Annotated in this window: 20 protein-coding genes and 1 pseudogene; 6 read left to right on the top strand and 15 right to left on the bottom strand. The window is 67.2% G+C overall.

The genetic code is table 11. The annotated features are described in order from the left end of the window. The first annotated feature begins 139 nt into the window (after positions 1-139). Entirely contained in the window at positions 140-1,393 is a 1,254-nt protein-coding gene (locus tag ACAG21_RS11980) for a DUF3068 domain-containing protein (RefSeq protein WP_370496281.1), read from the top strand. 42 nt (positions 1,394-1,435) lie between these two features. After that, the gene (locus tag ACAG21_RS11975) at positions 1,436-3,112 is read left to right on the top strand and encodes a hypothetical protein (protein ID WP_370496280.1); all 1,677 of its coding nucleotides are present in this window, start codon (positions 1,436-1,438) and stop codon (positions 3,110-3,112) included. Here ACAG21_RS11975 and ACAG21_RS11970 read toward each other — a convergent pair. Then, on the bottom strand, positions 3,096-4,250 hold the full coding sequence (locus tag ACAG21_RS11970) for a glycosyltransferase family 4 protein (RefSeq protein WP_370496329.1): 1,155 nt from the start codon (positions 4,248-4,250) through the stop codon (positions 3,096-3,098). The two genes, ACAG21_RS11975 and ACAG21_RS11970, sit on opposite strands and share 17 nt — an antisense overlap. Positions 4,251-4,457: 207 nt before the next feature. Here ACAG21_RS11970 and ACAG21_RS11965 point away from each other — a divergent pair, with 207 nt between their 5' ends. Together ACAG21_RS11965 and ACAG21_RS11960 are read left to right on the top strand one after the other, a co-directional pair. Further along, positions 4,458-5,237 carry a class I SAM-dependent methyltransferase gene (locus tag ACAG21_RS11965; protein WP_370496279.1) on the top strand — a complete coding sequence of 260 codons (780 nt, stop codon included), beginning with the start codon at positions 4,458-4,460 and terminating at the stop codon, positions 5,235-5,237. Between the two features lie 90 nt (positions 5,238-5,327). Beyond that, a complete protein-coding gene (locus ACAG21_RS11960; RefSeq protein WP_370496277.1) occupies positions 5,328-6,797 on the top strand; it encodes an aldehyde dehydrogenase in 1,470 nt (489 codons plus the stop codon). A gap of 153 nt (positions 6,798-6,950) precedes the next feature. On the opposite strand, the pseudogene ACAG21_RS11955 reads toward ACAG21_RS11960, so the two are convergent. Beyond that, a pseudogene (locus ACAG21_RS11955) lies at positions 6,951-7,463 on the bottom strand (enoyl-CoA hydratase-related protein); the annotation flags it as partial. A 237-nt stretch (positions 7,464-7,700) separates the two neighbouring features. On the opposite strand from ACAG21_RS11955, the gene ACAG21_RS11950 reads away from it, so the two are divergent. Together ACAG21_RS11950 and ACAG21_RS11945 are read left to right on the top strand one after the other, a co-directional pair. Further along, a complete protein-coding gene (locus ACAG21_RS11950) occupies positions 7,701-7,832 on the top strand; it encodes a hypothetical protein (protein ID WP_370496275.1) in 132 nt (43 codons plus the stop codon). Positions 7,833-7,921: 89 nt separating this feature from the next. Next, positions 7,922-8,500, top strand: a complete 579-nt coding sequence (locus ACAG21_RS11945) for a TetR/AcrR family transcriptional regulator (RefSeq protein ID WP_370496327.1) — start codon at positions 7,922-7,924, stop codon at positions 8,498-8,500. Here the strand turns inward: ACAG21_RS11945 and ACAG21_RS11940 are convergent. The 13 genes from ACAG21_RS11940 to ACAG21_RS11880 form a co-directional block, all read right to left on the bottom strand. Next, positions 8,497-8,793: a hypothetical protein gene (locus ACAG21_RS11940; protein WP_370496274.1), complete on the bottom strand. Its 297-nt coding sequence runs from the start codon at positions 8,791-8,793 to the stop codon at positions 8,497-8,499. The genes ACAG21_RS11945 and ACAG21_RS11940 overlap by 4 nt on opposite strands. A 20-nt stretch (positions 8,794-8,813) precedes the next feature. Next, on the bottom strand, positions 8,814-10,337 hold the full coding sequence (locus ACAG21_RS11935) for a class I adenylate-forming enzyme family protein (protein ID WP_370496273.1): 1,524 nt from the start codon (positions 10,335-10,337) through the stop codon (positions 8,814-8,816). A 69-nt stretch (positions 10,338-10,406) separates the two neighbouring features. Further along, a complete protein-coding gene (locus ACAG21_RS11930; protein WP_370496271.1) occupies positions 10,407-11,186 on the bottom strand; it encodes a crotonase/enoyl-CoA hydratase family protein in 780 nt (259 codons plus the stop codon). Between the two features lie 129 nt (positions 11,187-11,315). Then, positions 11,316-12,725 (bottom strand): wax ester/triacylglycerol synthase family O-acyltransferase, encoded by a 1,410-nt coding sequence (locus tag ACAG21_RS11925; RefSeq protein ID WP_370496270.1) that lies wholly within the window; start codon positions 12,723-12,725, stop codon positions 11,316-11,318. 44 nt (positions 12,726-12,769) lie between these two features. Continuing rightward, positions 12,770-13,975 carry an alpha/beta hydrolase fold domain-containing protein gene (locus ACAG21_RS11920; protein WP_370496269.1) on the bottom strand — a complete coding sequence of 402 codons (1,206 nt, stop codon included), beginning with the start codon at positions 13,973-13,975 and terminating at the stop codon, positions 12,770-12,772. Between the two features lie 90 nt (positions 13,976-14,065). Beyond that, positions 14,066-14,605 carry a hypothetical protein gene (locus ACAG21_RS11915; RefSeq protein ID WP_370496268.1) on the bottom strand — a complete coding sequence of 180 codons (540 nt, stop codon included), beginning with the start codon at positions 14,603-14,605 and terminating at the stop codon, positions 14,066-14,068. Between the two features lies 1 nt (position 14,606). After that, positions 14,607-15,851 (bottom strand): molybdopterin-dependent oxidoreductase, encoded by a 1,245-nt coding sequence (locus tag ACAG21_RS11910; protein ID WP_370496267.1) that lies wholly within the window; start codon positions 15,849-15,851, stop codon positions 14,607-14,609. Further along, positions 15,848-16,504 (bottom strand): methyltransferase domain-containing protein, encoded by a 657-nt coding sequence (locus ACAG21_RS11905; protein ID WP_370496326.1) that lies wholly within the window; start codon positions 16,502-16,504, stop codon positions 15,848-15,850. Before ACAG21_RS11905 ends, ACAG21_RS11910 begins: the two co-directional genes overlap by 4 nt. A 245-nt stretch (positions 16,505-16,749) precedes the next feature. After that, entirely contained in the window at positions 16,750-18,174 is a 1,425-nt protein-coding gene (locus tag ACAG21_RS11900; protein ID WP_370496266.1) for a nitrate/nitrite transporter, read from the bottom strand. A 12-nt stretch (positions 18,175-18,186) separates the two neighbouring features. Next, positions 18,187-18,552, bottom strand: a complete 366-nt coding sequence (locus tag ACAG21_RS11895; protein ID WP_370496265.1) for a Rieske (2Fe-2S) protein — start codon at positions 18,550-18,552, stop codon at positions 18,187-18,189. Continuing rightward, entirely contained in the window at positions 18,549-21,071 is a 2,523-nt protein-coding gene (gene nirB / locus ACAG21_RS11890; protein ID WP_370496324.1) for a nitrite reductase large subunit NirB, read from the bottom strand. Before nirB ends, ACAG21_RS11895 begins: the two co-directional genes overlap by 4 nt. Before the next feature lie 17 nt (positions 21,072-21,088). After that, the gene (locus ACAG21_RS11885) at positions 21,089-21,442 is read right to left on the bottom strand and encodes a molybdopterin oxidoreductase (RefSeq protein WP_370496264.1); all 354 of its coding nucleotides are present in this window, start codon (positions 21,440-21,442) and stop codon (positions 21,089-21,091) included. After that, positions 21,435-23,558 (bottom strand): molybdopterin oxidoreductase family protein, encoded by a 2,124-nt coding sequence (locus tag ACAG21_RS11880; RefSeq protein WP_370496263.1) that lies wholly within the window; start codon positions 23,556-23,558, stop codon positions 21,435-21,437. The genes ACAG21_RS11885 and ACAG21_RS11880 overlap by 8 nt, the downstream gene beginning before the upstream one ends. Positions 23,559-23,630: the final 72 nt, after the last annotated feature.

Raw genomic sequence — 23,630 nt, 5'->3', positions numbered from 1 at the left:
GCAGGAAGCTGCGAGTTCCGCTCGCCTGGTCGCCGTCGGTCACGATCACAGTCTGCCTGCGCTCTGTTACCTGCCGAATCGGGTACTGCTGTTAGGGTCGAACGGATTTGCCTAGAGCATTTAGGGAGGGCACAGCAACGTGAACCGAGCGGTTATGTTGCGGTTCGCCGCATGCGGAATCATCGGGCTCGGGGCTGCCCTGCTGATCGCCGCGCTGCTGCTGTCGACCTACACCACCAGCCGGATCACCAAGATCCCGCTCAACATCGACACCACGCTGGTCAGCGACGGCACCGGAACCGCGCTCGACACGGCGTCGCTGTCCGGCGATCACTTCATCATCAACCAGAACGTGCCCCTGGTTTCCCAGCAGCAGATCAGCGTCGAGTCGCCGGCCAACGCCGACGTGGTCACGCTGCAGGTCGGCACCTCGCTTCGGCGCACCGACAAGCAGAAGGACACCGGGCTGCTGCTGGCGATCGTCGACACCGTCACGCTCAACCGCAAGACCGCGATGGCCGTCTCCGACGACACCCACACCGGCGGCGCCGTCCAGAAGCCGCGCACCTTCAACGACGAGAACCCGCCCACCTCGATCCCGGTGCGCCACGACGGCTTGTCCTACCGCTTCCCGTTCCACACCGAGAAGAAGACCTACCCCTACTTCGATCCGGTCGCGCAGAAGACCTACGACGTCAACTACGACACCCAAGAGGACGTCAACGGGCTGACCACCTACAAGTTCACCCAGAACATCGGGTACAGCGCCGACGGCAAGCTGGTGGCGCCGGTGAAATACCCGTCGCTGTACGCCGGCGACGAGGACGGCAAGGTGACGGCCTCCGCGGCGATGTGGGGCCTCAAGGACGTCGATCCGGCCGAGCAGATCACCATGACCCGCTACTACGCGGCGCAGCGGACCTTCTGGGTGGACCCGGTCTCGGGCACCATCGTCAAGCAAACCGAGCACGCCAACCACTTCTTCGCCCGCGATCCACTGAAGCCCGAGGCGACGCTGGCCGACTACAAGGTCACCTCCAACGAGGACACCGTGGAGTCTCAGGTGAACGCCGCCCGCGACGAGCGGGACCGGCTCGCGCTGTGGTCGCGGGTGCTGCCGATCACCTTCACCGCGGTCGGCCTGATCGCGCTGATCGGCGGTGGATTGTTCGCGTCGTTCAGCCTGCGGACCGAGAGCGCGCTGACGGACCCGGGTCTGGACCGCGGCGATGAGGAGTTCTTCGGCCGCAGCGGGCTCGAGGAACGGGTGCCCGGCGCCGAAGCCGAGACCGAGAAGCTGCCCGCGCAGCACTCCGAGTCGGACGACGATCCGCCCGGCTCCGATCCACCGGTGCCCGAGCCGAATCCGCCCGGCCCGCCCGACCGGGACTAGCCCGCTGTTGCGCCGACGGTGACCGCGCCATGGCGCCGGGCGGTGCGGTGGTCTCTCCCCGGCTATGCGTTGGCGCTGGCGTTGTTGGTGGTGGCGCCGTTGCTGCGGCCGGGGTACCTGCTGCTGCGCGACGCGGTCTCGACGCCGCGTTCCTACCTGTCCGATACCGCCCTGGGGTTGACCGCACCGCCGCGGGCGACTCCGCAGGATTTCGCCGTGGCGCTGGGCTCGCACCTGGTCGACGGCGGCGTTGTGGTGAAGGTGCTGCTGGTCACGGGGTTGTGGCTGGCGGGCTGGGGTGCGGCACGGCTCGTGGCCACCGCGCTGCCCTGCGCCGGCACGCCAGGCCAGTTCGTCGCGGTCACGCTGGCGATCTGGAATCCCTATGTCGCCGAACGACTTCTGCAGGGGCACTGGAGCCTGCTGGTCGGTTACGGCTGCCTGCCCTGGGTGGCGACGACGGTGCTGAGCCTGCGATCAGGTGGGCCCGGCTATTTTTCGTTGGCGTTCTGGATCGCGCTGGCCGGGCTGACGCCGACGGGGCTGATGCTGGCCGCGACGGTGGCGCTGGTCTGCGTCGCCGCGCCGGGTGCGGGCCGGGCCCGCTGGCGGTGCGCCGCGATGGCGTTGGGTGCCGCGCTGGTGGCGGCGCTGCCGTGGCTAGTGGCCGCGGCGACGGGGTCGTCGCTGTCCACCCCCAAAGCAGCGAGCGCGCTAGGTGTGATCGCCTTCGCGCCGCGCGCCGAGCCCGGCCTGGGCACGCTGGTCAGCCTGGCCAGTCTCGGCGGTATCTGGAACGGCGAGGCGGTACCCAGTTCCCGGGCAACGCTTTTCGCGCTCATCTCGGCGCTGGCGCTGCTGGGTGTGGTGGCGGCCGGGGTCCCGACGGTGCTACGCCGCCCGACGGCGCAGCCGCTGATGGTGCTCGCGGCGGTGGCGGTGGTGGTGCCGGCCGCGCTGGCCACCGGGCCGGGCCTGCACCTGCTTGCCATGGTGATTGACGCGGCGCCCGGTCTGGGCGTGCTGCGCGACGGGCAGAAATGGGTCGCGCTGGCGGTGCCCGGCTACACCCTCGCGGGAGCCGGCGCGGTGGTGTCGCTGCGGCGGTGGGCGCAGCCGGTGGCCACGGCGCTGGTGGGCTGTCTCGCGCTGATCGCCGTGCTGCCCGATTTGGCGTGGGGGGTCGGCGGCAAGGTTGCGCCGGTGCACTACCCGCCGGGCTGGGCCGCGGTGGCGGCGGCGATCAACCGGGCGCCCGCGCCGGTCGCGGTGCTGCCCGCGGGCTCGATGCGCCGCTTCGCCTGGTCGGGTCCGGCGCCGGTGCTGGATCCGCTGCCGCGCTGGCTGCGCGCCGACGTGTTGAGCACGGGCGACTTGGCGATTTCCGGGCGGGTGGTACCCGGGGAGGGCAACCGCGCCCGGGCCGTCCAGGAGCTGCTGCTGTCCGGGCCTGCGCCGTCGGCCTTGGCCCCGGCCGGCGTCGGCTGGCTGGTCGTCGAATCGGACAGCGCCGGAAACATGGGCTCGGCCGCCCGCACCTTGGGCGCGCTCACACCGGTGTTCCGTGACGGGGAGTTGACGCTGTACCGGGTCGGCGGTGAGGCCGCCGGGGTTGCGCCGGCCCGGCGCAACGCCACGCTGCTCGCGCACCTGGCCTGGCTGGGGATGCTGCTCGTGGGCGGTGCCGGCGCGGCCTGGCGGGTTAGACGACGCCGCTGACGAACTGCCCGGCTTGGACGGCTTCAAGCACGGCACGCATCGCCTCGGCGCTTTGCGTCCAGGAGAACTCACCGCTGCGCGTCTGCGCCTTGACCCCGAGCTGATCGCGCAGCACCGGATCGCACAGCAGCTCTTCGAGGCGGTCCACCAGCTCGGCGCGGTTGTCCACCAGAATCCCGGTCACACCGTCGACGATCGAGTCCGACAAGCCGCCTGCGCAGCGGTAACCAATGGTCGGCACCCGATGCTGCGCGGCCTCGACGACCGCGAGGCCCCAGCCCTCCTTGCGGGAGGGCAGCACATGCACCCAAGCCCCTTGCAACACATGGTGTTTGGTGACGTCATCGACGTGGCCGTGGAACGTCACCGCGTCGCTGATGCCCAGACCGCGGACATGCTCGACGAGGCGCTCGCGCCACCAGCCGTCGCCGACGATGTCCAGATGCAGTGCCGGGATTCGCGGGCGCAGCTCGGCGACGGTCTCCAGAGCGTCCTCGATCTGCTTGTGCGGCACCAGCCGCGAGAGCACCACCACCCGCGGCACAGCCGAACGCGGGCCTTCCAACGACCGCGCCGGCGCCTCGTCAAGGCCATTGCGCACCACCGCGATGCGCTCGTTGTCCGCGCCCAGCGCTACCAGGTCACGCACCGACGGCAGCGACACCGTCAGGTACTGATTGCGCCGGTGCAGTCGCGGCGACAGCCACGACTCGACAAACCAGCCCAGCCGGCCGAGTACCGGCCCGGCCACCGGCCACTGCGCGCGGTGACAGTGATGGACCAGGACCACCACCCGACGGCCGTAGAGCAGCCGAGCGCAGAACGGCAAGCCGTTCTGCGAGTCGACGACCACATCGGGCCGCACTCGCCGCAGCGGTCCCAGGCCCACCCGGGCCGCTGCCATCGCGAGCAGCGCCCACACATAGACCGAGTAGCGCTCACCCGCACGGGTGATCCGGACCCCGTCGACGAGCTCACGGCGCGGTGCACCCGGGTAGCGGGCGGTGCGCAACGTGACCGAGACACCGGATGCGGCCAACTGGGCGCCGATCCGCTGTAAGTAGGCTTCGCTGCCGCCGCCCTGCGGATGGCCGGTGTCGCGCCAGCACAGCAGCAGGACGGATCGCAGTTCAGACATCACCGGCCAGCCTAACGCGGCGACAACCTGCACTTTGGCCACGGCGACGGTTTCGGTCACATCCAGCACCACGGCATCGGCCTCGGGGATAGTGCGAGGTGCCCGCCTCCGAGCGACAAATCGATCGCGTGAGCGTGGCGGTGGCACGTTGTCGCTACGAGGCGGGCACTTTGGGTGCCACCTGACGACGCTGCGTACGGTTGCTCGGTGGCGGTGACCGACTTCTTTGCGCGACGGGCCACGCTGTCGCGCTCGGTGCGGTTGCTGTCCGAATTCCGCTACGAGCAGCCGGATCCGGGCCGGTTCTACGGCGCCCTGGCCGCTGATACCGCGGCGATGGTCGGCGACCTGTGGCTGGCCGCGCGCGGAGAACCACTTGCCGGCCGCACGCTGCTCGACGTCGGCGGCGGGCCCGGCTACTTCGCCGCGGCGTTCACCAGCGCCGGCGTGCACTACCTGGGTGTCGAGCCCGATCCGAGCGAGATGCACGCCGCCGGGCCCGCGGCGCGGCAGGCCAAGCCGTTCCAGGACTCGTTCGTCCGGGCGTCGGGCATGGCGTTGCCGTTCGCCGATGACTCGGTGGACATCTGCCTGTCGTCCAACGTCGCCGAACACGTCCCGCGACCGTGGCAGCTCGGCACCGAGATGCTGCGGGTGACCAAGCCGGGCGGCCTGGCGGTGCTGTCCTACACCGTCTGGCTGGGCCCGTTCGGCGGGCATGAGATGGGTCTGACGCACTACCTGGGCGGTGAGCGCGCAGCTGCCCGCTATGCACGCAAACACGGCCATCGCGCGAAGAACGACTACGGGTCGTCGTTGTTCGCGGTGTCCGCCGCCCAGGGATTGAGCTGGGCCGCGAACACCGGGGCGCTGCTGGCCGCATTCCCGCGCTACCACCCACGATGGGCGTGGTGGGTGACGTCGGTGCCGGTACTGCGCGAGTTCCTGGTCAGCAATCTCGTGCTGGTGCTTTCACCCCGAGAATGAAACATGTTCTCGTTTTGCGCAGGCTTGGGTAGGGTGGCGCCATGCCCGGCGACGAGGCCTAGCGGCGTGACGAGGATGGAGCGGCGGAATATGACCGACATCAAGACCGAGTACGACAAGCTTTTCATCGGCGGCAAGTGGACGGAGCCGTCGACCTCTGAGGTGATCGAGGTGCACTGTCCGGCCACCGGCGAATACTTCGGCAAGACGCCACTGGCGGCGGCGGCGGACGTCGACGCGGCGGTCGCCGCGGCCCGCGCCGCTTTCGACAGCGGCCCCTGGCCCACCACGCCGCCGAAGGAACGCGCGGCCGTCATCGCCAACGTGGTCAAGCTGATGGAAGAGCGCAAAGAGCTGCTGAGCGCGCTGCTCGCGGGTGAGACCGGACAGCCGCCGACCACCATCGAGACGATGCACTGGATGGGCTCGATGGGCGCGATGAACTTCTTCGCCGGCCCGGCAGTCGACCAGGTCAAGTGGCGGGAGATCCGCAACGGCTCCTACGGGCAGACCATCGTGTACCGCGAGCCGATCGGCGTGGTGGGCGCGATCGTGGCATGGAACGTGCCGCTGTTCCTGGCCGTCAACAAGCTGGGCCCCGCGCTGCTGGCCGGCTGCACCGTGGTGCTCAAGCCGGCCGCCGAAACCCCGCTCACCACAAATGCTTTGGCGGAGATCTTCGCCGAGGCCGGTCTGCCCGAAGGTGTGTTGTCGGTGGTGCCCGGCGGTATCGAGACCGGCCAGGCGCTGACGTCGAACCCGGGCGTCGACCTGTTCACCTTCACCGGCAGCTCGGGCGTCGGCAAGGAGATCGGCCGCCGCGCCGCCGAGATGCTCAAGCCGTGCACCCTAGAGCTCGGCGGTAAGTCCGCGGCCATCCTGCTCGAGGACGTCGACCTCGCCTCGGCGATCCCGATGCTGGTGTTCTCCGGCATCATGAACACCGGGCAGGCCTGCGTCGGCCAGACCCGCATCCTGGCGCCCCGCTCGCGCTACGACGAAATCGTGGAAGCGGTAAGCCAATTCGTGCAGGCGCTGCCGGTCGGCCCGCCGTCGGACCCGGCCGCCCAGATCGGGTCACTGATCTCGGAGAAGCAACGCGCTCGCGTCGAGGGCTACATCGCCAAGGGCATCGAAGAGGGCGCTCGGCTGGTGTGTGGCGGTGGCCGCCCCGAGGGCCTGGACAACGGCTTCTTCGTCGAGCCCACGGTCTTCGCCGACGTCGACAACAAGATGACGATCGCCCAGGAGGAGATCTTCGGGCCGGTGCTGAGCATCATCCCGTTCGACACCGAAGAGGATGCGATCAAGATCGCCAACGACTCGGCGTACGGCCTGGCCGGCAGCGTGTGGACGTCCGACATTCCCAAGGGCATCGAGATCTCGGAGAAGATCCGCACCGGGACCTACGCCATCAACTGGTACGCGTTCGACCCGTGCTGCCCGTTCGGCGGCTACAAGAACTCCGGCATCGGCCGGGAGAACGGTCCAGAAGGTGTCGAGCACTTCACGCAGCAGAAGAGCGTGCTGATGCCGATGGGCTACACCGTCGAGGGCTAACGCTCCCGCGCCGAGCGTGCACTCGGGCTTTGTCGCCGAGTGTCACGCTGGCGTGACGTTCGGTACTCAGAGCCACGCTGGCGTGACTCTCGCGAGCGTTAGCGGCCGGAGAATTGGGCGTCGCGTCGCTCGACGAACGACCGCACGCCCTCGCAGCCAGCGCATGGCATTGCCCCAGCCCGCCTCGCGCGGCAGCCGGATCGTCGCGCCGCCGAACGGGTAGATTCCGCGCCGCACCTCGAGCTGGGTGAATCGGGCGTCGGCGGCGGCGATGCGGATGTCGGCGGCCAGCAGCAGCTCGATGCCCAGCGTCATGCACCAGCCGTGCGCGACGGCGATCAGCGGGGTGGTCCAGGTGTCGTTCAGCCGGAAGGGGTCGCGGCCGTCGTCGGGGAACGGGCTCTGTCCGGCGGCGATGCCCGGGCCGACGTCGGCGAGATCCAGGCCCGCGGTCAGATGGTCGCCGTGTGCGAACAGCACCCCGGCCCGCACCTCGGTGTCGGACTCCAGCAGCGCGTAGGCGCGGGAGAGCTCCGCGAGCATCGCACGGTCGAACGAGTTGCGTTTGTGCGGTCGATTCAAGCCGATCAGCAAAACGTGGCCGTCGCGTTCCAGGGTCACGGTGTCGAGATCGGGAAGGATCTGACCGGCGGTGTTGTTGTGCATGTGTGCCATGCCACAGTGAACCGCAGAATCCAAAATTATGCAATAAAGCATAATCCTTACCGTTTACTCAGCTTATACTCACCCCGAATAAATGACCTAGGTCACAAATTTCCCTGGTCTGCGAGTTTAGTTCCGCTAACAACTTGCTTAGTAGACCAATGTCTTATATGATTCTCAGCATAATCATGAGCCGCCGGCCCCGGCGCATGACCGCACCCTTAGGCCGGGAGAAATACCATGTGGATCATCGAACTCAACGTCGCCGGCTATCACTTCACCCGCGAGGTGCCCGACCTGAAACGCCCGTCCTTCCGGTTCAGCCGGCGTAACATGCACTGGCCGGTATCGCGGCATTCGCACGCTGCATGACGTCAGCCCCAGGAGGTACGAGAGTGCCGATTACAAGCGACGTCGAACCCCGACCTTCGTCGACGAAGCGCGGCGGCACCCGCACCAAGATGCTCGTCAGCGCCGCCGAGGTGATGCGTGAGCGCGGAGCCGCCGGCGTCACGATCGATGCCGTGCTGGCCCGCAGCGGCGCCCCACGCGGCTCGGTTTACTACCACTTCCCCGAAGGCCGCAATCAGATCCTCAGCGAGGCCCTGCGGTATTCGGGGGATGCCATCACCGCCACCATCGACGCGGCCGCCGCCCACGGCGCCCGCACATTGCTGCGCGAGTTCATCGAACTCTGGGAGCGGCTGCTGACCGACGGCGACTTCCTCGCCGGCTGCCCGGTGGTCGCGGCCGCGATCAGCTCGGACGAAAACGATCAGGACCTGACCAGCGAAGCCGGCATGATCCTGGGCAGGTGGTGCACGGCGTTGACCCGGGCGTTCGCCAAAGACGGCTTCAACGACGACGATGCCGCCTCGCTGGCGGTGACCTCGATCTCAGCGCTCGAAGGCGCGATTGTGCTGGCCCGTTCGACCCGCTCGGTTCTCCCGCTCAGCCAGGTCGGCGAGCAGCTCGAATTCCTGATCAAGGCAAGGGAATTCGTTACCCGCAATGGAATGCCCGGCAAGCAGGACGGCTAGTCGCTCGCCGGTAGCGGTTTGACCTCTTTGAGCGCCAGCGGCGTCGCACCGATGCTCAGGCTCCCGGCGCCCGGTTTAGTGACCAGTACCTCGGCGCCGGACTCGTCGACATAGCGCTTGCCCATCACGGTGCCCTCGGAGAAAGCCGGGTCGAGTTCGCCCGAGCGCTCGCCACCGATCGGCACCATCGGCACCCCGCCGCAGCGCAAATCATCGAGACTCTCGGAGCTCCTCACGACGATCACCTGGGTGTCACACACCTGACTGGTGAGGCGGGTTCCGTTCTTTACCATGGTTTTTCGTCCTCTACTTACTACTCGGCCGGTGCGGCCTGCAACCCTTCTAGGTCTGCAATGATTTCCCGCCTCAGGACCTTGCCCGTGGGCGTGGTCGGCAGCTCGTCGCGAAACACGACGCGGTCGGGGGTTCGCGATCCGCGCAAAGCCTTTCGGACATGGTCCCGCAATTCCTCGGGATCGGGGTCGACGCCGGGCCGCGGGACCACCACGGCGACGATCGCCTGTCCCCACTGCGGGTCTTCGACGCCGACGACGGCGACGTCGCGCACGTGCGGATGCTCGACGAGCACCTCTTCCAGCTCGGCGGGCGCGATGTTCTCGCCGCCGCGGATGATGGTGTCGTCACTGCGTCCGCCGATGAACAGGTAGCCCTCTTCATCCAGCATGGCGATGTCTTTGGTTGGGAACCAACCGTTTTCGTCGAGCACCGAGCCGATCCCGGTGTAACGCCCGGACACCTGCTCGCCGCGCACGAAGAGCTCGCCGGTCTCACCGGCCGGCAGTACGTTGCCCTCGTCGTCGCGGATCTCGATCTCGATGCCGGGCACCGGCCGTCCCACCGAACCCAGCCGCCTGATCGCGGCCGGTTCCGCGGCGGACTGCGCCGCGCGGTGGTCGTCGGGCGTGAGCACCGCGATCGTCGAGCTCGTCTCGGTCAGGCCGTAAGCATTGACGAAGCCCACCTCCGGCAGCAGTTCGAGCGCCCGGCGCACCAGGGGCAGTCCGACCTTCGAGCCGCCGTAGGCCAGGTTGCGCAGCGATGTCAGGTCGCGCGAAGTGTCGTCACCCGTCTCGAGCACGGTGACGACGCGGTCCAGCATGGTGGGCACCAGCGTCGCGGTGGTGACATGCTCGGCGCCGATCAGCCGCACCCATTCTCCTGCGTCGAAGTTGGGCAGATAGACCATCTTCGGACCGGCATAGAGATTCGACAGCGCGGCGCCGACGCCGGCGATGTGATACGGCGGCACGCAGATCAGCGCCGCGTCTTGTGCTGCGGCCGAGTCGAATTCGACGGTTCCGGTGACATAACTGGTCAGGTTGTTGTGCGAAAGCTCGACGGCCTTGGGCTGCGACGTGGTGCCGGAGGTGAACAGCACGATCGCGACCGATTCCGGGTCGGGGAACGCGAGACCGTCGACGGCGGGCTCGGCGCTGCGCGCGGCGGTGAGGAAGTCATCGGAATCCATCACCCGCTTGGACGAATCGCCGAGCATGTCCTGATAGCGGCCGTCGACGATGACCAGCGGTTCGGGCAGCCGCTCGATCAGCGCCTGGATGCCCTCGGCGGACAGCCGGTAGTTGAGCGGGGTGAAGGGCAGCCCGGCGCGTGCCGACGCAAAGGCCAGTACCGGCAGCATCGCGCCACCGACGCCCACATAAGCCACGTGCTGAGCACCCGATTCCGCGATGACTGCGGCGCCGCCGTCGGCCAGATCGCTGAGTTCCTGCGTCGTCAGCCGGGTTTCCCCCGACACGACGGCGGTGCGATCGGGGTTGCTCGACGCAGCCATCTCGAGAAGCAGCGAAATGCTCATACTCGATCCCTCTGAATCCCAACCCTTTTGCGCCCGGACGCGGACTCTACGAACATAGTGTATCGAATCTCAGGTGCCGGTCCACTGGGGAGCGCGCTTCTCGGCGAATGCGATCGCGCCCTCCTTCGCGTCGTTCGACGAAAAGACCGGGGCCAGCAGCTTGTTCTGCTCGGCGAACATGGTGTCCGGGTTCCAGCCGCGCGACTCGACAATGATCCGCTTGGTCGCGGCCACCGCCAGCGGCCCGTTGGCGGCGATCCGTTCGGCCAGATCGATCGCGGCGTCCAGCGCCTTGCCGGGCTCGGCCAGCACGTTCACCATGCCCAACGCGGCGGCGCGCTCCGCGGTGAGGTTCTCGCCGGTCAACGCCAGCTCCATCGCGATGGCCGACGGGATGCGCTGCGGCAGCCGCAGCAGCCCGCCGCCACCGGCGACCAGGCCGCGCTTGACCTCTGGGATACCGAAGGCCGCGTCCTTGGACGCCACGATCAGGTCGGTCGCCAATGCCAGCTCGGTGCCGCCAGCCAGCGCGTAGCCTTCCACGGCCGCGATCAACGGCTTGACCGGCGGACGCTCGGTGAATCCCATGCCGCGGCCCTCGACGATCGGCAGCTCGCCCCGGGCAAATGCCTTGAGATCCATGCCCGCGCAGAACGAGCCGCCCGCCCCGGTGAGGATCCCCACCGACAGGCCGGGCTCCGCGTCGAGCCGATCGACGGCCGCAGCCAGGCCATTGGCCACCGCGGAGTTCACCGCGTTCTTGGCCTTGGGCCGGTTGATCGTGATGATCAGGATTCGGCCGCGTTGTTCGGTCAGGACCTCGGGCTCGTTGGCTTCGTCGGTGCTCACGGTGGCTACCCATCTCCTTCGACAATCGGTCGCTGTTACCGACTGATGGTAGCCGCCGACGGAAATGGCATTGGCACCAGGAGAGAGTCTCGTTACCGGATTTTGGGGTGGGGGTGACGGCCGGACCGGTCAGGCCGGCGCCATTGCGGCCTCGACCGGCGTCAGCTCTTCGGAAAGCCCTGCAGCCCTGCGCAATTCGACGAAGTCGGCGACCATCGCCTCGGTCACCTCGTGCGGGTCCTTGACGGTGGCGCCGTCGGACAGCACCGAGATGTTGAGCTGGTCGACGTAACTCCACACGGTGATGTTGAGTCCGCTACCGGCGGTCAACGGCCCGACCGAGTAGATCTCGGTGACCAGTGCGCCACCGACTCGCCCGTGCTCGCGCGGGCCGGGCACGTTGGAGATCGGCAGGTTCAGCACTTTGTTCTGGCCGTCGCGGCTGGACGCCCAGCGGAAGAACGACTCGGTGGCCAGCGGCGGCATGTAGTTCGACCACCTGCTGACCAATTCGGGTCCGACCAGGTGGAACGCCTCCTTGGCGGAGACGGCGTTGTCGTGGCAGGCCTGCAGCCGCTCCAACGGGTCATCGAGGTCGGCCGGCAACGCCACCATCAGCCCGGTGAAGTAGTTGCCCGATATCCGTTCGGGTGAGAAGTCGAAACTCGCCGGGACGGAGGCCAGCAGCGGTTCTGCCGTACCGTCGTAACGCAGCAGCAAGGTGCGCAGCGCGCCGGTGGAGATGGCCAGCACCACGTCGTTGACGGTCGCGCCGCACTTCTTACCCGTCTCCTTGATGTCGGCGAGCGCCAGCGTGGCCGTCGCGAAACGGCGTTCCGGAGTGATCCGGTGGTTGAGGAAGGTGGGCGGCGGCGTGAAGGGCATGGTCAGCTCCGGCGAGAGCTTGCGCGAGCTGCGCCGAACCCGGTTGATCCCCTGCGCGGTATAGCGGAAGGTCGCCGGCAGCTTGCGGGCCTGACGGAGGTGATCGAAGAACGCCGAGCGCACCAATTGCGACTTCGACGGCGCGGGGTCGGTGACCTGCGGGCCGCTTTCCGGGGTGGGCAGTAGGTCCATGCCCCGGGCCAGCAGATTGGCCGACGCGACGCCATCGGCGAGCGCGTGGTGGATCTTGCCGACCACCGCGACCCGGTTGTTGGCCAGGCCTTCGATGAAGTACATCTCCCACAGCGGACGGTCGCGGTTCAGCGGGGTGCTGGCGATGCGCCCGATTGCGTCGTCCAGTTCGCGGCGACCACCCGGCTCGGGCAATTGCATCGGGCGGATGTGGTAGTCGAGGTCGACCTCGCAATGCTCGCGCCACATCGGATGATGGAACTTCCACGGGATGTCGACGAGCTGATAGGTGAACGGCTCGAGCTTGTTCAGCCGGGCCCCGATGACCTGACGAAACGAGTTGACGTCGAAGTCACGGCGATCGGGGTCGATTTCGACGACGGCGACCTTGATCGTGTGCATATGCACGTTGGGGGTCTCGCTGTACAGCAATACCGAGTCCCAGCCGCTGAGCCGTTTCATCAGTGCCCCTTCCCCTCAAGCTGGGACCTTACTCAGCGACTGAGCTAGATGACCTCTTTTGACCTGATCTGCACCTTGGTGCGGTAGATCTGGTTGAGGAACAGCGAAGTGGCATGGGCGGCCACGCCGGCGCGCTCGCCGTCGATCATGTCGAAGCCGTGTCCGGCCCCGGGCAACTCCAGGTACCCGACCATCGAATGCGACGCCGCCCGCAGCCGCTCGACGAAGCTGCGCGCCTGCTCGACGGGGATGACGCTGTCCTTGCTGCCGTGAATCACCAAGAACGGCGGAGCATTCCGGTGCACCCGCGCGATCGGCGACGCGTCGCGGTACAGCTCGGGATGACGGGCGATGGACTTCTTGACGACCACCCGCTCCAGGAATTCGACGAACCGGTCCCGCTCGGGGGTGGAGCGGTCCTCCCAGTCGTAGCGGCCGTAGATGCCGACCACCGCGTCGACCGAGCTGTCCGCGCCCTCGGGCAGGCGGTGCGCGAAGGCCGGGTCGTCGGGCGTCAGTCCGGCCAGCGCGGACAGGTGCCCGCCCGCCGAACAACCTGCCACCGCAACGAAATCGCGGTCACCGCCGAACTTGTCGACGTTGGCGCGCGCCCACGCGATCGCGGTCTTGACGTCGGTGATGTGTCGCGGCCAGCGGTGATAGGGCGCGACCCGGTAGTCGATCGCCAGGCACACCCAGCCCTGCTCGGCCAGTCGCGACATCAGGGCGGTGCCCTGCATCATCGCCCGGCCGTGCACCCAGGCGCCGCCCGGGACGAAGATCAGTACCGGGGCGGGCTGGGCCGGCAGATCCTTGCGCCGCCACACGTCCAGCACCTGCGCGGGGTGGTCGCCATAGTGGACCGCCCGGCGGTACAGGTAACGACGCTGCCCCAACGCTTCCCAGATCGGCGGCTTCTTGTCGACGACCGGCCAGTCGAGCTCGAGCTCCGCGGCCGACACGATGCCACGCAGCGCCGCGACGGACACCTCGTGGGTGCTTTCCCGGTCGCGGCGGCGCACGTCGTTGATCCCCGGCGTCAGCCAGTCCTTCTTCAGCGCCGAGAAAGCCTCTGGCGCATGCCGCGCACCCCATACGCCCATCGCGGTCACACCGCCCAGCGGTTCCAGGTGCTTACCCACCACCGGTAGCGAAGCGCCGGCAACGCTTAAAGCCAGCGCATAGTCGGCGGGGCGGGCCCGCAGCAACCATTTGAAACACGGTGTCATGCTCGGGACCCTCGCCGTCATGTAGGGGACTGTACCCCCACCCCGTCAGAGCAAACTGACGTTTGCGTAGAAGTCCTGCAGATGGTGCGAAATCGCCGTGTTAAATGTTTGCTAAATCGCCGGATCTGCAGCCCTAGACTGAAGTTTTGCCTTCGCTGGGCGAGGGGTGCCGCGCGCCGCGACGAGGCGGATCAGGTAGCAGATAGCGCTGATCCCGAACATCGCCGCGGTGAGCAGCAACCACCTGCCCAGGAAGGGCTGTTGGGTTTGTCCGGTCGCCGCCTCGTACGTGGCTCCACCCTGCTCGATAATGCCGGGCAAGAAGATCAACAGCGTCAACCCAGACCCCATCGCCGGCACTCGAATGTAGTTGCGGGAAAGCACTTTTGGGAGGCCACAGGTCGGGTGCCGGGGCGCCCACAGCGCCCGGTCGGCCAACGCGTAGAGCGGGAAGAACAGCAGATCGTGACCGACCACGGCGGCGGCGAACCAGACCGCGATCGACTGCCACCAGGAGCCGGAGTTCCACAGCGTCGCGGGTTTGAAGACGACCAGGATGTAGCCCAGCAGCGCGAAGCCGGACAGCATTGTCAGCAGGTGTAACGGACGCGATCCGTAGATCGTGGCGAAACGTGTTGAAAATCTTGGCATTTCAACCGCCGTGGAATTCGATCGCGGCCACCCACTTGGTGTTGTGCACACCCGGCAGCGCGGGCACGATGATCCGGGCCGGATAGCCGTGGTCCAGCGACAAGTCGGCGCCGTTGACCCGCAGCGCCAGCAGCGCCTCGGGGTCGCCAATCTGGTTGGCTTGCAACGTCGCCTGCCCGAACGCACCGCCTCGCTGCAGGGATATCACTCGGGCCGAGCGCGGCGCGGGTACACCCGCGATGCGGGCCAGCTCGGCCAGCCGGACGCCGCTCCAGGTCTGCACGGTGGACCATCCTTCGACGCACGCGATCGGCAGACGCGCGGTGGTCTGCGGCATACCGGCCAGTGCGGCGCGGTCCAACGCGATCGGCGTGAGCCCACCGCGCAACATCAATGACCAGCTCTCGCCGACACTTTCGCGGCTGATGCCCGCGGCGACCGCGGTCTTGTTCACCGGGAAATCACCCCGGCCCCGCCCACGCGGCAGCAGCAGGGCGGCACCGCGCGAGACCCCGCCCAGAGTCTGGCCGACGGTGAGGGCCGCGATCAGCACGACGCCGCTGCCGACCAACGCAAGGGCGCCGCGCCGGCTCATCGTCGGTTCGGCCGGGTCGGTGGCCACCAAGCCGTCGGCATCGGGCGGCTCCGGACGGGTATCGGCGCGGCCGGTGCGCAACACCTCGCGCAGCGACATCGACCGTAGGCCGGCGACCATGCGCGGCAGCTTGATCGCGATATGCATCAGGAACCCGGTGATGAAGACCCACGCGCCGAAGTAGTGCGCGTCGTAGAAGCTGAACCCGAAGATGTAGTCGTACTGGATGTTCAGCACACCGGTGACGATCTCGAATAGGATCCCGCCGACCAGCAGCACCAGCGACACTCGCTCCAGAAGCGCAGCGACCGACCGTGCCGGTGGCCAGACGAACAGCCGCGGGATCACCGACCACAGCTTGGCGAGCACCACCGGGATGATCACCAGTCCGAGACCCACGTGCAGGCCCTGCGTCAGCCGGTACAACCACGACGGGCGGGTGGGCCAGACGAACAAGGGGAGTCGCAACCAGCCGACATCGGCCGGGATGGCCTGGCCGAATTGCGGCGCGTAGGCGATGTAGGACAGCAGCCCGGTGAGCGTGATGATCGGCAGTGCCACCAACAGCACCAGCCCGAACACCGATGTCAGCCACGGGCCGCGCAGCGGGCTCCGAAAACGGATTAGCAACCTGGCGCCCGAGCGGTTCACGGCGCGGCCAGGCTCGCAATCACCCGACCGCTGATCAGCCGAACGCCGGTCAGCGTCAGTCCGACCTGGGCGGACAGCGCCGCGGCGCTGTCCACCCCGACCGATGCCCAGCGGAACCACGGACCCACGTCGCAGGCCGACTCCAGCCGCACCCAGCGCGCCCGGATGCCGATCGCGTCCGCCTCGAACTCGGCCACGCAGCGGCCACCGCGGCGCAGCAGCTCGGCCGCGCGGGCCAGAATCCGCCGCGGGTCCCCGCCGAGACCGACGTTGCCGTCGACCAGCAGCACCGTCTGCCAGCGGCCCATGCCGGGCAGCGGCTCGAACACGTCGCCCAGCAGGGCCGGCGCGCCGCCGCGCCCGGCCAGCCGGATCGCGGTCGCGGACCGGTCGATGCCGAGTGCGGGTATCCCCCGCTCGAACAGCCGCGCCACCAACCTTCCCGGCCCGCAGCCGAGCTCGATCGTCGGTCCGCTGCACATCTGGGTAACGGCTTCGTCGAAGACCTCGTCAAGGGCATCGGCCGATCCGCCGTTCGAGGGGCACCGGGTGCCGAGCCAGCGATGTGCCGGCAGCACTCGAACCTCGCCGTCTTCATGGCGAATCCAACACCGCTCGCCGCTAAGCGCCCGATCGTAGAGGTGCCCCAGCATGTCCGCCTTTCGTATCGCGTCCGACCAGGGCGGCCCAGCATTCTGGGCCACTGGAGGGTGTTGCAACCAAACCCGCACCCCACATACACGGGCAACGCCAGTGTTTGGATCACCCGGATCGATACCCCGATACCTCGTCAGCTAACCAGGCCGAAGTGGGTCGGTCTACCGTCCGGGCGAAACGGTCCGCCCGAGTGATTCGGCGCCGAGGCGAGCGTGGACGGGTCCGGATTCAAATGCTGGACTCACACCAATGACGTGGCATCGCGGCGCCGGACGTACGCCGCCCAGGTCACCGCAACACAGATCAGGTAGAACACCATGAACACCCAGAAGGCGGTGGTCGCGGATTTAGCGGGCCCCGCGTAGGACGCGCGCAGCACGACGTTGATGCCGACGCCACCCAATGCACCGACCGCGCCGGCGATGCCGATCAACGCACCCGACATCGAACGCTCCCATCCGATTACGTCGACTGGCGAAAGATCGTGCAGTGCAAGTGATTTCGCGGCGAAAATCGACGGGATCATCTTGTAGACCGAGCCGTTGCCCACCCCCGAGATCACGAAGAGCAAGATGAACCCGACCACGTAGGCCAACATGATGCCCGGGCTGATCTTCCCGTGGTGGGAGTCGTTGCGTGTTCCGGCGATCACCAGGATGCCGGTGGCCAATACCATCGCGACAAAACACCACATCGTGATCTTCGCGCCGCCGATGCGGTCGGCGAGCAAGCCCCCGAGGGGGCGGCTGAGCGATCCGAGCAACGGACCGAGAAACGCGATCTCGGAGGCGTGCAACGCCGCGGCGGCGGCCGTCGTGTGCGGTGTGGCCAGATAGTTGATCTGCAGCACCTGGCCGAACGCGAAGCTGTAGCCGATGAAGGATCCGAAGGTGCCGATGTAGAGGAACGAGATCAGCCACGCGTCACGGAATTTCAGGACTCGCAGCATCGCCGCGCCGTTGGATTTCTGGCCGTCCAGGTTGTCCATGAACAGCGCCGCGCCCAGAGCCGCGAGCCCAGTCAGCACGAGATAGGTGGCACAGACCAGCTCCGGGTTGCGGTTACCCACGGTGGCGATCACCAGCAAGCCGATCAGCTGGATCACCGGCACGCCGATATTGCCGCCGCCGGCGTTGAGACCCAGCGCCCAGCCCTTGAGCCGCACCGGGAAGAAGGCGTTGATGTTGGTCATGGACGACGCGAAGTTTCCGCCGCCGAATCCCGCGAATGCCGCGATGATCAGGCACGTGCTGTAGGAGGCGCCGGGGTGCGCCATGAACCACCACACCAATACCAGCGGGATCAGCAACAACAGTGCGCTGACGATCGTCCAGTTCCGCCCCCCGAACCGGGCCACCGCCGTGGTGTACGGCAGTCGCAGCACCGCGCCGACCAAGGTGGGGACTGCCACCAGGTAGAACTTGCCGGCCGCGTCGATGTGGTAGACGTTCTGCGGCATGAACAGCACCATCACCGACCAGATCGACCACACCGAGAACCCGACGTGCTCGGCGAAGATCGACCAGATGAGGTTGCGCCGGGCGATCTTGCGCCCGCCGTTCTCCCATGCCAGGAGATCTTCGGGGTCCCACCCGGTGATGAAATGTGACCGCTGCCGAGACGAAGGGAGCGACGCGGGAACAAGGCCAAGCTGTTCGGCTGTCATGGCGACGTCTCCTTAAATACGTTGGGAGAGCGCGCCGTTGCGCCGCGGTTCGTTGGCCGGGCCGGTGCCGTCGAGACGCAGACGGATCGTTCCGGTTGTGTCGGCGTGGACGTGATAGGCCGACACCGCGGTGCCGCCGTTGGCGACTTCGGCACCGGTGCGCAGGTCGTAGGTGAAGCCGTGCAACGGACACACCACGACCTCGGCGTCGGTCAAACCGTCGGCCAACGGGCCGCCGCGGTGTGGGCACACCGCGTCCAGTGCGCGCAGCGAGCCGTCACGCAACCGGAAGACGGCGATCTGACGGTCCTCGACCGCGTAGGTGCGACCCTCCCCTACCGGGATGTCGTCGACGGAGCCCAATATGACGTCGCTCATCGGACCGGCACCTGCGGCAGCGGAATCAACGGCAGCGCCGAGCGAAAGTTGTTCGCAGCGGCAGCTTTTCGATCTCCCGACCATGGATCCCGGTAGGAGTCGACCGATTTCTGCATCCGCGCGTCCAGGTCGGCAGCGATGTTGTCGCTATCGTCGACCACGATCTCGCGGATGCGTTCGATGCCGATACGGGGCACGAAGTCATACGTGCGCTCCAGCCAATTCGCGTTCTCCCGGTAGTACTGCATGAAGCGGCCGGTCAGCACCATCACCTCGGCGGCGGTGGGTACCGTCGCCAGCAGATCGCCCTTGCGAACATGCGCGCCGGCGGCACCGCCGACGTAGATCTGCCACTGGCCGCCGTCGATCGCGACGACGCCGACGTCCTTGCACAGCGCCTCGGCACAGTTGCGTGGGCATCCGGTGACGGCCAGCTTCATCTTCGCCGGACTGGGTATGCCCTGATAGCGATCCTCGATGGCAATCCCGAGGGCTGTCGAGTCTCCGACTCCGTACCGACAGAAGTCGCTACCCACGCAGGTTTTCACGGTTCGGAAGCTCTTGCCGTAGGCATAACCGGAGGGCATGTCGAGGTCGGCCCACACCGCGGGCAGATCTTCCTTGCGAACCCCGAGCAAATCGATCCGCTGACCGCCGGTGAGCTTGATCATCGGGATTTGATACTTATCGGCGACGTCGGCGATCTTGCGCAACTGGTCGGAGTTGGTTACCCCACCCTTGAGCTGCGGCACGACCGAGAAGGTGCCGTCACGCTGAATGTTGGCGTGCACCCGGTCGTTGATGAAGCGTCCGTCCCGCTCGTCAACGAATTCGTCGCCCCACATCATGTGCAGCAGGGAGGCCAGCGCCATCTTCGAGGCGGCATCCTCTTTACCGTCGGGGGCCAGCGCCGCAAACACTGATGACACCGAATGCAACTCGAGCTCACGGATGCGGGCCATCAACTCGGGCTTTCCGTAGGGGATCCCGGGCACATACCAATTGGACTCGGCGCCTTCGGAGATCTCGGCGCCGGACTGCTGGGCCGCCCATTCGACGACCTGGGAGACAAGTCCCTTGCACGACCCACAGCCCTTTCCGGCGCGGGTCGCCGACATCACGCCGGCCAGCGAGGTCTCGCCACCCTGCACGCAGCTCACGATCGAGGCCTTGCTCACCCCGTTGCAGTTGCAAACCTGCGCATCGTCGGCTAATTCGGCTGCGCCGGTGGCGACTTCGGGTGTACCGATATCGAACATCAACGCCACCCGCTCCGGCGGCAGGGGAAGTCCGCGGTCGAATGCCTGCATCAGGAAGGCGACCTTGCGCACGTCACCTACCAGGGTTGCGCCGATCAATTTGTCGTCGCGCACGACGACGGTCTTGTATACGCCATGCTTGGGTTCGGCATACTGGACGAATTCGTCGTCGTCACGCTCGGGGGACTTGACTCCCATCGCGGCGACATCGACACCGGCGACCTTCAGCTTAGTCGCTGTGCGCGAACCATGGTATGCCGCACGCGGATTCGTTTCGGTCAGGTGCTCGGCGAGCACGCTGGCCTGCTCCCACAGCGGCGCGACCAGGCCGTACACCTGACCGCGGTGCTGCGCGCACTCGCCCACTACGTAGATGTCGTCGGCATCGATCGATCGCATCTGATCGTCGACGACGATCGCGCGTTCCACAGTCAGCCCGGCCCGCTGCGCCAGACCGACATTCGGCCGGATACCCGCGGCCAACACCACCATGTCGCAAGGCAATTGGCTGCCGTCGTCGAACTCGAGCGCCGAGGGCATGCCGTTTTCGGTCAGCATCCTGGTGGTTCTGGCGCCGGTGTACACCTGGATACCCAGGGCCTCAACCAGGCGGCGCAGGATGGCGCTGCCCTGGTCGTCGAGTTGGGCATTCATCAAGGTGGGGCCGCCCTGAACCACCGCCGCCTGCAGTCCCCGACTCTGCAGCCCGCGGGCGGCCTCCAGACCGAGCAGTCCGCCGCCGATGACCGCGGCCCTCGTGCGTCCCTTCGCGAACTCGATCATGGTCGCGCAGTCGTCAAGGCTGCGGAAGCCGAAAATGCCTCGGGTCAAGGTCTTGTCGTCCTGCCAGATGCCGTCGATCGGCGGGAAGAAGGATCGGCTGCCGGTTGCCAGGATCAGCTTGTCATAGCGCACGGTGGTGCCGTCGTCGGCGTACACCAGGTGTGCGAACGGATCGACGCGCACGACCCGAACCCCGGCGCGCAGGTCGATGTCGTTGTCGGTGTACCAGTCCAGCGGGTTGAGGTAAATCTCGCCGGCATCATCGGAACCGGCCAGCACGTTGGACAGCAGGATCCGGTTGTAGTTGCCGTACGGTTCTTCACCGAAGACGGTGATGGAAAACCGCTCGCCACCGCCGCGGGCGAGAATCTCTTCGATCGCCCGCGCGCCCGCCATTCCGTTGCCGACCACCACCAGCCTGGCCAGGCCCGTGGAGCGGTTACCGTTGGTTTCGGGCAGCGCCTCGGGTTGGATCAGAGTCGTCACGGGTCCCCCTAGATTTCGACGAGGCCGATGTCGACGAATACGGTGCCACTCAGTCCGTCCGGGGCGGCGACGAAGACCTCGATCACGGTGTCGGCGATCAGATCCTCGACCACCCGAAGCGGCACGTGCACACTGTCTTTGGCGCCCACCGGGAAATAGCGCATCGGCGCGCCGTCTCGCATCAAGACGATGGTGACCAACTCGTCGGTGCTGTTGCCGCCGCGAAAGTACACCGGCTGGGTGACCGCCCCCGCCGGTACCACATAGCGCAGCGACGAATCGAGCACCACCGGCGCGTCATATCCCTTGCCGTCGAAAGTGAACGCCCCCTGCAGGAATCGGGGGCTGCTGCCATCACCCATCCGTCACCCCTTTCTCGTCGGAATCCGCATCGTCGGCGGTCACGGTGACACGCGACACCGAGACCGCACACACCTTGAACGCCGGCATCCGCGAATGCGGATCCAAAACCGGGTTGGTCAACCGGTTTACGTTTGCGGCCCCGGCCCAATGGAACGGTGCGAACACCGTGTCAGGCCGGATACCACTGACGGTGCGCGCGGTCATCACGGCCTCACCCCGCCGCGTCCGCAGCAGGATCTTCTCCCCGCCCTGCACCCCGAGCCGCTGAGCCAACGTGGGGTGTATTTCGGCCACCGCCTCCGGTTCGGCCTCGGCGAGGCGGGCCACCCTGCGGGTTTGAGTACCGGACTGGTACTGGCGTAACACGCGGCCGGTGGTGAGGTAGTAGGGAAACTCGTCATCCGGCGGTTCGGCCGCATCGGATTGTTCGACCGGATGGAAGCGGGCCCGCCGGTCCGGGGTGGGAAAGTCTTCGACGAACAGTCGCGGAGTGTCGGGATAGCGCGCCGACGGACACGGCCAGAAGACACCGTTGTCGGCGGCGATGCGCTGGTAGGTGATGCCGTGGTAGTCGGCTTTGCCCCCGGCGCTGGCGCGCGTCAGCTCGTCGAACACTTCCTCAGGGTCCGCAGAAAACCCGTGCGCTCCAAGCCGTTTGGCCAGATCGGTCATCACGTCCAGATCGCTGCGTACCTCGCCCGGCGGCGTCAGGGCCGCGCGCCGCAGAATTACCCGGCCCTCGAGGTTGGTCATGGTGCCCGCTTCTTCGGCCCACTGCGTCGTGGGTAGCACCACGTCGGCCAGTGCGGCGGTCTCGGACAGGAAGATGTCGGACACCACCACGAAGTCGAGGTCGCGGATCTTCTCAGCTACCTGCAGGGAATCGGGCGCTGAAACCACGATGTTGGAGGCCATCACCCACAGCGCGCGGATCCCACCGGCGGTGCCGATGGCGGAAAGCATCTCGTAGGCCGAGAGGCCTGACGACGGCAAATCAGCCGGATTGATACCCCAGACCTGGGCGACATGGGTCCGCGCGACCGGGTCGTCGAGTTTGCGGTAGCCCGGTAGCTGATCGCATTTCTGTCCGTGCTCGCGACCACCCTGCCCGTTTCCCTGACCGGTTATCGTCGCGAACCCGCTGTACGGTCGGCCCGGCAATCCCAGCGCCAGGGCCACGTTGATGAAGGCCTGCACGGTGTCGGTGCCGGAGCTGTGCTGCTCGGCGCCGCGTGCAGTCAGGATCATCGCTCGCTGCGCGCCGGCCAGCATGCGCGCCGCGGCCACGATGTCGCATTCCGGCACGCCGGTGATTCGTTCGACTCGGTCCGGCCAGTACAGCCGCACCGCCCGGCGTACCGCATCGAATCCCGTCGTGCGCTCGGCGATATATTTCTGATCGATATACCGCTCCCGCGCAATGACGTTGAGCATGCCGTTCGCCAGTGCAAGGTCGGTTCCCGGTACCGGCTGCAGGTGGAGATCGGCATCGGCGGCGGTCGGGGTCCGCCGGGGATCCACGACGATGTGCTTGGCACCACGGGCCCGGCCCTGTTCGAAGTACTGCATCGCCGGGGGCAGGGTCTCGGCGGGATTGCCGCCGACAAGCAGAATGACGTCGGCGTTTGCGATATCGGCCAGCGGGAAGGGCAACCCACGGTCGATGCCGAAGGAGCGGTTCGAGGCGGCCGCCGCCGAGGACATGCAGAATCGGCCGTTGTAATCGATGGCCGAGGTACGTAGCGCGACTCGCGCGAATTTGCCTAATTGATAGGCCTTTTCGTTGGTCAGACCGCCGCCGCCGAAGCAGCCGACCGCATCGCGGCCGTGGTCCCGCTGCGTCTGCTCGAATGCCGTGACGACCCGTTCCAGCGCCTCATTCCAGGAGACGGGGCGCAGCGGCTCACCGCGCCCGTCGCGAATCAGCGGGGTCGTCAGCCGTTCCGGGTGTTTTAGGAGATCGGCTGCCGTCCAACCCTTTACACACAGTCCGCCGCGATTGGTCGGAAAGTCATGCTGCGGAGCGAGCTCGATGTCAGATCCGGACACCTCGATGGTGATCCCACATTGCAAAGAGCAATAAGGGCAATGTGTCTTCGTCGGTGCCGACGCCATCGGCGATCACCGCTTGGCCGGTAAGCCGGCGCGTCTGCCGGCTGTGCTGTTTAGCCCTCCCATGTCGCCTCC

Origin of the sequence: Mycobacterium sp. pR1184 (assembly GCF_041287235.1) — a bacterium.
In the GTDB taxonomy this organism is placed as follows: domain Bacteria; phylum Actinomycetota; class Actinomycetes; order Mycobacteriales; family Mycobacteriaceae; genus Mycobacterium.
This window is presented reverse-complemented; position numbering and strand designations above follow the sequence as displayed.

Excerpts from the sequence above, each read along its gene's own strand:
- ACAG21_RS11880 (WP_370496263.1), bottom strand. The coding sequence starts at position 23,558 with ATGGCGTCGGCACCGACGAAGACACATTGCCCTTATTGCTCTTTGCAA.
- ACAG21_RS11940 (WP_370496274.1), bottom strand. The coding sequence starts at position 8,793 with ATGGTAAAGAACGGAACCCGCCTCACCAGTCAGGTGTGTGACACCCAG.
- ACAG21_RS11915 (WP_370496268.1), bottom strand. The coding sequence starts at position 14,605 with ATGCCAAGATTTTCAACACGTTTCGCCACGATCTACGGATCGCGTCCG.
- ACAG21_RS11900 (WP_370496266.1), bottom strand. The coding sequence starts at position 18,174 with ATGACAGCCGAACAGCTTGGCCTTGTTCCCGCGTCGCTCCCTTCGTCT.
- ACAG21_RS11885 (WP_370496264.1), bottom strand. The coding sequence starts at position 21,442 with ATGGGTGATGGCAGCAGCCCCCGATTCCTGCAGGGGGCGTTCACTTTC.
- ACAG21_RS11905 (WP_370496326.1), bottom strand. The coding sequence starts at position 16,504 with ATGCTGGGGCACCTCTACGATCGGGCGCTTAGCGGCGAGCGGTGTTGG.
- ACAG21_RS11945 (WP_370496327.1), top strand. The coding sequence starts at position 7,922 with ATGCTCGTCAGCGCCGCCGAGGTGATGCGTGAGCGCGGAGCCGCCGGC.
- ACAG21_RS11895 (WP_370496265.1), bottom strand. The coding sequence starts at position 18,552 with ATGAGCGACGTCATATTGGGCTCCGTCGACGACATCCCGGTAGGGGAG.
- ACAG21_RS11960 (WP_370496277.1), top strand. The coding sequence starts at position 5,328 with ATGACCGACATCAAGACCGAGTACGACAAGCTTTTCATCGGCGGCAAG.
- ACAG21_RS11970 (WP_370496329.1), bottom strand. The coding sequence starts at position 4,250 with ATGTCTGAACTGCGATCCGTCCTGCTGCTGTGCTGGCGCGACACCGGC.
- ACAG21_RS11935 (WP_370496273.1), bottom strand. The coding sequence starts at position 10,337 with ATGAGCATTTCGCTGCTTCTCGAGATGGCTGCGTCGAGCAACCCCGAT.
- ACAG21_RS11920 (WP_370496269.1), bottom strand. The coding sequence starts at position 13,975 with ATGACGGCGAGGGTCCCGAGCATGACACCGTGTTTCAAATGGTTGCTG.
- ACAG21_RS11950 (WP_370496275.1), top strand. The coding sequence starts at position 7,701 with ATGTGGATCATCGAACTCAACGTCGCCGGCTATCACTTCACCCGCGAG.
- ACAG21_RS11925 (WP_370496270.1), bottom strand. The coding sequence starts at position 12,725 with ATGAAACGGCTCAGCGGCTGGGACTCGGTATTGCTGTACAGCGAGACC.